Raw genomic sequence first — 9,715 nt, 5'->3', positions numbered from 1 at the left:
CAACTGCTTTACCGTCTTCGTCAACGTATTTGATAGTCCGCTTAACAGTTGAAGTCAGGTCGTCCTTTGATACGCCATCTGGGTAGTTTACGTCACCCTTAGGGTTGATTGGCTTACCTGGAGTTACAGGGTTCGGATCATTTGGAGTGATGGTTTGAGTCTGGTGACCATAGCGTACCATTTCCGTTACAGTGGTAGTATTGCCGTCAACAGTTACTGCTGCAACTGATGGTCTATCTGGCGCAGTGTAGCCATAGCCAGAAAGATCTGCAGAGTCCTGTTGAGTCCAGGTTTGTGCATCAACAGTCCAACTGTCATCGATCGTGTAACTTGAGCCATCAGCTGAGATAGTACCGTAGCCGATGAAATTGTTTTGGTCATCGTAGATCTTGTTCCGCTTCAGCGTTGCGGTTTGAGTAACCGTCTTTTCCAGGCTATCTGGAATTGGCTTATTAGTCACACTGTCGTAGTATTCGATCGTCCGAGTTACGTCCTTAGTTTCTACTTCAGTACGGTAAGTTAACAACTTATAAACGTAGTAGACATCACTAACCGTGTTAGAGCTGATCTTACCAGTTTCATCAGATGGAGTTACGTAGTAAGTGTAGCCGTTAATCGTGGTCGTACCAGGAGTCCCTAAACTCTTGTCACTCTTGACCCAGTGGTAAGTCTTACCGTTTACAGTGATCGTTGCAGGGCGGTAGTTTGCTGCATCATATGACGTACCGGCACTTGAATTTTCATATACAGTAATCGGAGCTTGAAGGGTCTTACCATCACTAGTTACGTAATTGACGCGCACTTGGCCTTGCGGAGCATAGTAGTAGTTAACTGAAGATTGCCCCGGAGCAAGCTTATTAATTATGCTCCAGTTACTACCAATTAGCCCAGTAAGTTGTTCCTCGGTAAAACCAACAGACTTTATTTTTGAATAAAGATTCGAAGTTTTTGAAAGAGCAACAGCACCTTTAGTGTAGTTAGTGCCGTTGATAAGGTTGTCACCTGTTTTAGATACTTCGCCTGGCTTCAGCTCTTCGCTAGTAAAGACCGTCTTCCAAACACTTGTGTCATTAATATTGCTAGTACTTGCGTCTTTAGTAGCAACACGCAGTTGTACAGTAGCTGTTCCGTCCGAATCAGCAACCACTCTCACAACAGCCATTTGCAATTGATCTGAAATTGGAGCAGCACCACCAAAGTAAGTATCACCTACCTTATAGCTGGCTTGCAAAACACCAGTAGTTGAAGAAGGTGCTGGTACTTTATCATATCCAACAAAGTTTCTTGAACCAGATGCAGTATATGTATAACCTACTCTACCAGTCTCGTCATACGTTGCTAAAATAGTTTCATTACCAGCAGCATCTTTTGCAATATATCTTGTTTCAAGTGTGCTAGTAGCTGGATATTTAAAGGCTACATCAGTTGTCGCACTGTTTCCTGCACTACTCCCGTTTTCATATACATTGATAGAATACATAGTCCCATTATTTGCATCGATAGGACTAGCGTTAAAATCGATTATTTTAGAAGTCACACCCGAAACAGTTGCTTCTTTATAAGAATACTGGAATGGATTATTTTTGGTCGGTTTAAGCGCCGTGATAGTTTGATTAACATCACCTGGTTTTGCTGAAGCTTCCCACAATACTTTATGATTATCATTAGCATCAACCAATTGAATATAAACCGTATCATCATACGTACCATTAGTTCCTTGAGATGCTGTAGACATCCGAATATAATAATTTGTGTTGTATTTTTCGTTATAACTAGTTAAGTCACTACCATTTTTTTCTACTGGCCCTAAACTAAGAATCCCGAAAGTGTAGCGTCCTTCAGTTGGGTCAGCCTCATAGCCATCAGGAATCTTAGAAATTACAAGCTTCGCCCCATTGGCATCACTCATCCTTGGCGTAACATCGCTGTCAGTCAAGCTGTCATTCAAGCCCTTAGCCTTGCCTTCATCGGTAATCTTGCCTTCTTTTGCTGATGCTACATCATCCGTAGAAGTCGTCGTAGTAGCCGCTGCTAACTTTACTAACTTAAGTGCTGCCAACTTTACTGACTTAAGCGCTGAAGTCTTAGCCACCTTAGATGCAGTCAAAGCATTCGTGTCAACCATTTCACTGCTGGTCGTTTGCTCTTGACTATTTTCTTTGCTGGTCGCCGTAGCTGGAGTCGTGCTTTCACTTGTAGCAGTGCTTGCCTTTTCACTTGCTTCACTCGTTGCAGTGCTGATCTTACTTGCTTCACTAGGCGCGGTGCTTTCCTTAGCTGCCTCGCTAGTCACCGTCTCCTTGCTTGCGGTTTCACTGCTTGGAGTCGTTTCTACCGCAGCTGACTCACTGGTCGCGGTTGAGCTTACAGCTTCGCTGGTCTGCTTAGCTGCTTCACTAGTCGCAGTGCTGCTTGCCTCACTGGTCGCCGTCGTCTGAGCAGTACTTGCCTTATCCGTAGGCTCAGTGACCGTAACTGCCGGCTGATCCGTCGTATCTGCTGATACAGGACTGCCCCCAGCATAAGTCATAAAAGACAAGCCCAGCAAAACTGAAGCGGCTCCGAAGCTGTACTTTCTAATACTGAAGCGCTGCTTGGAGTCACTCATTCTTTGTTCTTGAAGATGCCGATTGTTCTTCGATAACATGCTTACACCTCTTTAGACACTTTTAGGCCATTCCATCTTCTGAAATAGCACACAACAGGTTCACTTACTATCGCTCATCCAAATTGTATTAAGCAATTAGACAGCGCTTTAATCTATATTTCCCACATAGGAGTACACACATTTAGTCATGAAATTCGAGCATCCCTCTCTTCAGCGATAATTTTTCACTAAACTTTTTTCTTCAAATTTGAAATAGTTTACTATACCTAAAATAAAATAGTCATCATTATTTAATCCCCTATGGGCGGCCTTCATCTTAAGCATTTACCTATTCCATTTACTTCCATTTTACCGCCTTTCCGATTTTTTGTTAATCGGTTACAGCAATGATTTTCCTATAAAATCTATGTAAAACATAAAAATCCATAAGCTTGTCTGCTTATGGATTCGTAAGCCTTAAGATACATGAGGCATAATTAAAGCAAAAGCTCTGGTCAGCAAAATCGCATACGCGAAGACCAATGGCTTGGCCCCAAAACCAATCATCATAAGCCCCGCCTTTAGCAGATTCTGCCAGCTGGTCAACCGCGATATGCCCCCAGTTAGTCTTGATGCCGCCTGACTCAATTACTACCACGTTGATCCCAAACTGCTTTCTCTTGTTTTCTTAATCTCTGTTCCGTCTCTCGCTTTGATGATTACAGTATATCTGCTCTAAGCAAAAATCAGAACATCACTAGATGCCAGGGTAAAATCATTTCGTGCCATTCAAAATCTTTCGGCCGCCTGCCTGGTCTGCTGGCGGTAGGAAGTCGGCGACATGCCCTTTTTAGCGGTAAAAATCCTGATGAAGTAGGTATCATAGTCAAAGCCGACCGCCTCAGCAATTTCCGCCACCTTCATTCCGGTGTGCGTAAGTATCTGCGCAGCAATCTTCATCCGGTACCTGGACAGGTACTCCATGGCCGTGCAGCCAAAACGATCTTTAAAATGCTGATTCAAAGTAATGCAGGCTTGTCTGGTCAGATCCTCCAGACTGATTTTTTCATAGTAAGCCGAATAGATGTAGCTCAAAGCCAGGCTGACCTGGTCTTCCACTATCCTGGATACCGTAGTCGATGGCGTGGTAACCGCTGAAGAAGTCAATGCCAAGATGAAGACCAGTGAAACTGAATCTTTTGCCTACAACACTGACGAAATCGTTTCTTCAGACATCATCAACTCCCGGGCCGGGTCAATCTTTGATGCCACCCAAACCAAGACTATCCCAATGCCTGAAGGCAAGACCCTGGTTCAAGTCGTCAGCTGGTACGACAACGAGAATTCATACACTTCACAGATGGTGCGCACTATTCGTTACTTCGCCCAACTGTAAGTCTGCCCCCTCTTTAAGAACAACAAAAAGAGTCTGGGAAAAAACTAGACTTTAGATAAATGAAAAAGGTGAAACTCGATGTAATATTTCGAGCTTCACCTTTTTTACTTGTCAGGAAGATTCATTGGAAAGCTTTCTTGAAGCATTAACTCTATCTTTCTTCCAGAGATGGTCCTACCCGAGTAAGCAAAGAGGAGGATCTTGAGTAAAAGAGCAGGATGGTACGCCGGGCGACCAGTATTTACCATATTTTTGAGGAGGTCATCCAAAGGAATAGTGTCCACAAAGCTGTCTATCAGACGAACCAGATGATTTTGTGGGACGGCGCTCTCCAATCTTATTGTCAGTTGGTTCCGATCCGTGTCATAACATTTATACATCACAGACCACTCCTTTCTATGATTTTATTCGGCGATATAGTATCATGAGTGATTTGAGATGCATAGCAAAAAGGCTTCCAGAAGTTTTTCACTTCTAGAAGCCTTTTTTATTCATTAGAGTCTTTTTTCCCAGACTCCTTGAAAAACGGTTAGCTTTTTAAAGAAAGAGGCTAGTTCTTGCGCTTCTTATCGATTGCGAGACCAAGCAGAGCGGTTAGGGCCATTACGCCGAGGCCGAGGACTGACAGAGCACGGGACTTGTCAGTTGCTTCACCGGTCTGAGGCAATTTAGCTTGCGCGTTTTGCTTCAGACTAGCCGTCTGCTTGCTTGCGCCGGTTGAGAAGGCAGTAGCATTCGGAGTAGCTGGAGCGGTCTTGCCCTTCTTGCTACCAGGCAGAGTCGGGCTGGTTGGGCCAGTTGGCGCGGATGGCGCGCCCTTCTTGCCCGGCTTATTATTGCTTGGCTTGGATGGGGTCACGTTCTTCGTGTAAGGAACAGGAGTATCCTTGGTTGGATCTTCTGGAGTTACATTCGGAACGTCAGTCTTGTAGCCTGGTACAGATGGAGTTGGCTCGTTTGGAACTACCTTAGACGGATCATCTGGATCGTTCTCGTAAGTTGGCGTGTCGGCACCCGGGATTGGGTTACCATTTGGATCTACTGGAACAATCTTACCCAGTTTCTTGTAAGTGAAGACTGCGGTCTTGTCGCTGTCACCAAAAGTACCAGTCGTGTCAGTAGTCTTAACCAATACGTAGCCAGTAATTACCTTAGCATCCTTAGTCACATCGTACTTGTCACCAGACTTGTAGTCAGTGCCCTTGGATTCGCTTGGTACAAGGTCATTGCCGTTTTCGTCAACGAACTTTTCAGTCAAGCCGTACTTAGCTGCTGGAGTTTCGTTCTTCGTGTAAGGAACAGGAGTATCCTTGGTTGGATCTTCTGGAGTTACGCTAGGAACGTCAGTCGTGTAGCCTGGTACAGATGGAGTTGGTTCGTTTGGAACTACCTTAGACGGATCATCTGGGGCGTTCTTGTAAGTTGGCGTATCAGCACCTGGGATTGGGTTGCCCTTTGGATCTACTGGAACAATCTTGCCCAGCTTCTTGTAAGTGAAGACTGCGGTCTTGTTGCCATCAGTGAAGGTGCCAGTAGTGTCGGTCGTCTTAACCAATACGTAGCCAGTGATTACCTTGGCATCCTTAGTCACGTCGTACTTGTCACCGGACTTGTAGTCAGTGCCCTTAGACACGCTTGGTACAAGATCATTGCCGTTTTCGTCCACAAACTTTTCAGTCAAGCCGTACTTAGCTGCTGGAGTTTCGTTCTTTGTGTAAGGAACAGGAGTATCCTTAGTCGGATCTTCTGGAGTTACATTCGGAACGTCAGTCTTGTAGCCTGGTACAGATGGAGTTGGTTCATTTGGAACTACCTTAGACGGATCATCTGGGTCATTCTTGTAGGTCGGCGTATCGGCGCCTGGGACTGGGTTACCCTTTGGATCTACTGGAACAATCTTGCCAAGCTTCTTGTAAGTGAAGACTGCGGTCTTATTGCCATCAGTGAAGGTGCCAGTAGTATCAGTCGTCTTAACCAATACGTAGCCAGTGATCACCTTAGCATCCTTAGTCACGTCGTACTTGTCACCAGACTTGTAGTCAGTGCCCTTGGATTCGCTTGGTACAAGGTCATTGCCGTTTTCATCAACGAACTTCTCAGTCAGGCCGTACTTAGCTGCTGGTGTTTCGTTCTTCGTGTAAGGAACAGGAGTATCCTTGGTTGGATCTTCTGGAGTTACCTTTGGAACATCAGTCTTGTAGCCTGGTACAGATGGAGTTGGTTCGTTTGGAACTACCTTAGACGGATCATCTGGGTCGTTCTTGTAGGTCGGAGTATCAGTGCCTGGAATTGGGTTGCCATTTGGATCTACTGGAACAATCTTGCCAAGCTTCTTGTAAGTGAAGACTGCGGTCTTGTTACCATCAGTGAAGGTACCAGTCGTATCAGTCGTCTTAACCAATACGTAGCCAGTGATTACCTTGGCATCCTTAGTCACGTTGTACTTGTCACCGGACTTGTAGTCAGTGCCCTTGGATTCGCTTGGTACAAGGTCATTGCCGTTTTCGTCCACAAACTTCTCAGTCAGGCCGTACTTAGCTGCTGGTGTTTCATTCTTCGTGTAAGGAACAGGAGTATCCTTAGTCGGATCTTCTGGAGTTACTTTTGGAACATCAGTCTTGTAGCCTGGAACGTCTGGAGTTGGCTCGTTTGGAACCACCTTAGACGGATCATCTGGATCGTTCTTGTAGGTCGGCGTATCGGCGCCTGGGATTGGGTTACCCTTTGGATCTACCGGAACAATCTTGCCCAGCTTCTTGTAAGTGAAGACTGCGGTCTTGTCACTCTTTTCGAAGGTGCCAGTCGTACCTTCCGTCTTAACCAATACGTAGCCAGTGATTACCTTGGCATCCTTAGTCACATCGTACTTGTCGCCGGACTTGTAGTCAGTGCCCTTAGATACGCTAGGTACAAGATCATTGCCGTTTTCATCCACAAACTTTTCAGTCAAGCCGTACTTAGCTGCTGGAGTTTCGTTCTTCGTGTATGGAACAGGAGTATCCTTAGTCGGATCTTCTGGAGTTACCTTTGGAACATCAGTCTTGTAGCCCGGAACGCCTGGAGTTGGTTCGTTTGGAACTACCTTAGACGGATCATCTGGGTCGTTCTTATAAGTTGGCGTATCAGCACCTGAAATTGGGTTACCCTTTGGATCTACTGGAACGATCTTACCAAGCTTCTTGTAAGTGAAGACAGCAGTCTTATCACTCTTATCGAAAGTGCCAGCCGTATCAGTCGTCTTAACCAATACGTAGCCAGTAATTACCTTAGCATCCTTAGTCACGTCGTACTTGTCGCCGGACTTGTAGTCGCTGCCCTTGGATTCGCTTGGTACAAGATCATTGCCGTTTTCGTCAACAAACTTTTCAGTCAAGCCGTACTTAGCTGCTGGAGTTTCGTTCTTAGTGTAAGGAACTGGAGTATCCTTAGTCGGATCTTCTGGAGTTACCTTTGGAACATCAGTCTTGTAGCCAGGAACGCCTGGAGTTGGTTCGTTTGGAACTACCTTAGATGGATCATCTGGGTCGTTCTTGTAAGTTGGCGTATCGGCACCTGGAATTGGGTTGCCCTTTGGATCTACCGGAACAATCTTGCCAAGCTTCTTGTAAGTGAAGACCGCGGTCTTGTCACTCTTATCGAAGGTGCCAGTCGTATCAGTCGTCTTAACCAATACGTAGCCAGTAATTACCTTAGCATCCTTAGTTACGTCGTACTTGTCACCTGACTTGTACTCAGTACCCTTGGATTCGCTTGGTGAAAGTTCATTGCCTTCTTCATCCACGAACTTCTCAGTCAAGCCGTACTTATCTTGAGTGTAGACAACGGGAGTATCCTTGGTTGGATCTTCTGGAGTTACATTCGGAATATCAGTCTTGTAGCCCGGAACGCCTGGAGTTGGCTCGTTTGGAGTTACCTTAGTCGGATCATCTGGATCGTTCTTGTAAGTTGGCGTGTCAGCATCTGGGATTGGATTACCCTTTGGATCTACTGGCACGATCTTACCAACCTTCTTGTAGGTAAAGACAGCGAGCTTGCCGCTATCCGTGAAGGTACCAGTCGTCCCCTCCGTCTTGACCAATACGTAGCCAGTAATTACCTTAGCATCCTTAGTTACATCAAACTTGTCACCAGTCTTGTAGTCACTGCCCTTGTCGACGCTTTCTGCAAGTTCATTGCCCTCTTCGTCAACAAACTTTTCAAGCAGGCCGTACTTGGTTTCTGGCGTTTCGTTCTTAGTGTAAGGAACCGGGGTATCCTTAGTCGGATCATCCGGAGTTACGTTAGGAACATCAGTCTTGTAACCTGGAACGCCTGGAGTTGGTTCGTTTGGAGTTACCTTAGTTGGGTCGTCTGGGTCATTTTCGTAAGTTGGCGTATCAGCACCCGGAATCGGGTTGCCATTTGGATCTACTGGAATGATCTTACCAACCTTCTTGTAGATGAAGGTAGCAGTCTTATCGCTCTTGTCGAAAGTACCAGTCGTTTCATCCGTATCAACCAGAACGTAGCCGGTAATTACCTTAGCATCCTTAGTTACGTCGTACTTGTCGCCAGTCTTGTACTCAGTACCCTTGCTTTCGCTTGGTGACAGTTCATTACCATCTTCATCCACGAACTTCTCAGTCAAGCCATACTTATCTTGAGTGTAGACAACTGGAGTATCCTTGGTTGGATCTTCTGGAGTTACATTCGGAACATCAGTAGTCCAGCCTGGAACTGTTGGAGTTGGTTCGTTTGGAGTTACCTTAGTCGGGTCATCTGGGTTGTTCTCGTAAGTTGGCGTGTCTGCGTCTGGGATTGGGTTATTATCCTTGTCTACTGGGATGATCTTGCCGACCTTCTTGTAGATAAAGGTTGCAGTCTTGTCACTCTTGTCGAAAGTGCCAGTCGTTTCATCCGTATCAATCAGAACGTAGCCATTAATTACCTTGGCATCCTTAGTTACGTCGTACTTATCGCCAGTCTTGTAGTCGCTGCCCTTGCTTTCGCTTGGTGACAATTCGTTGCCATCTACGTCGACAAACTTCTCAGTCAAGCCGTACTTGGTTTCTGGAGTCTTGACGTAAACAACTTCAGTATCCTTTGCAGGATCCTTTGGCGTTACCTTATCACCAACCTTATTGTCTCTAGGCTCGTAGCCGTCAACATTTGGAACAGTTGGGTCCACCACCTTGGTTGGGTCAGTTGGATCAGTCTTGTAAGTTGGCGTGTCAGTGTCCTTGATGTGAACACCTTCTTCGTCAATTGGGATCAACTTGCCGTTTGGCGTGTAAGTTACAGTAGCTTCAACATCTGGGTTATCCGGAGTTGCAGTCAAGCCACCTTCACTCTTCTTATCTGCGTGGTAGCCTTCAACAAATGGAGTATCTTCAAACCCGAATGTCTTAGTACCTTCCCATGCACTAGTTTCGAGCACCTTGCCAGTTACCTTGTCGATCGTAACTGTCCGCGTGAAGGCATCCTTTTGAGTTTGCTTCTTGTCAGCCGGAGTCTTATCACCAGCACCTACGTAGTGAATGGTTTGGGTAGCATCCTTGACTAGGTTCTTCCGGTCAGTTTCTTCACCGTAAACCGGACTGTTTGGATCCTTAGGGTTGATTGGATTGCCTGGAGTTACTGGGTTTGGATCATTTGGCGTGATGGTTTGAGTCTTGTGCTTCAGCTTGACAATGAAGTCGTTACCTTCCTTAGCATAAGTCGTAGTTCCGTCCTTAAAGTCGTTTGAAACCAGA

General features: G+C 45.8%; 3 protein-coding genes and 2 pseudogenes. 1 reads left to right on the top strand and 4 read right to left on the bottom strand.

The window, feature by feature from the left end; genetic code table 11:
* Positions 1–2,647 (bottom strand): YSIRK-type signal peptide-containing protein (locus ACLUXO_RS09865; RefSeq protein ID WP_412137398.1); only part of this gene is annotated, 2,647 nt, incomplete at its 3' end.
* Between the two features lie 729 nt (positions 2,648–3,376).
* Positions 3,377–3,706, bottom strand: coding sequence for a helix-turn-helix domain-containing protein (locus ACLUXO_RS09860; RefSeq protein ID WP_412137399.1), 330 nt, complete (start codon positions 3,704–3,706; stop codon positions 3,377–3,379).
* On the opposite strand from ACLUXO_RS09860, the pseudogene ACLUXO_RS09855 reads away from it, so the two are divergent.
* Positions 3,693–3,983: pseudogene (locus ACLUXO_RS09855) on the top strand (type I glyceraldehyde-3-phosphate dehydrogenase); the annotation flags it as partial. The gene ACLUXO_RS09860 and the pseudogene ACLUXO_RS09855 overlap by 14 nt on opposite strands.
* A gap of 122 nt (positions 3,984–4,105) precedes the next feature.
* On the opposite strand, the pseudogene ACLUXO_RS09850 reads toward ACLUXO_RS09855, so the two are convergent.
* Positions 4,106–4,363 (bottom strand): annotated as a pseudogene (locus ACLUXO_RS09850) (transposase); the annotation flags it as partial.
* A gap of 170 nt (positions 4,364–4,533) precedes the next feature.
* On the bottom strand, positions 4,534–9,715 hold a 5,182-nt coding region (locus tag ACLUXO_RS09845), incomplete at its 5' end, for a MucBP domain-containing protein (RefSeq protein ID WP_412137397.1).

This window comes from Lactobacillus delbrueckii subsp. bulgaricus, from assembly GCF_046938665.1.
In the GTDB taxonomy this organism is placed as follows: domain Bacteria; phylum Bacillota; class Bacilli; order Lactobacillales; family Lactobacillaceae; genus Lactobacillus; species Lactobacillus delbrueckii_C.
The sequence above is the reverse complement of the archived record's forward strand: the minus strand, read 5'-3'. Positions and strand labels throughout refer to the sequence as shown.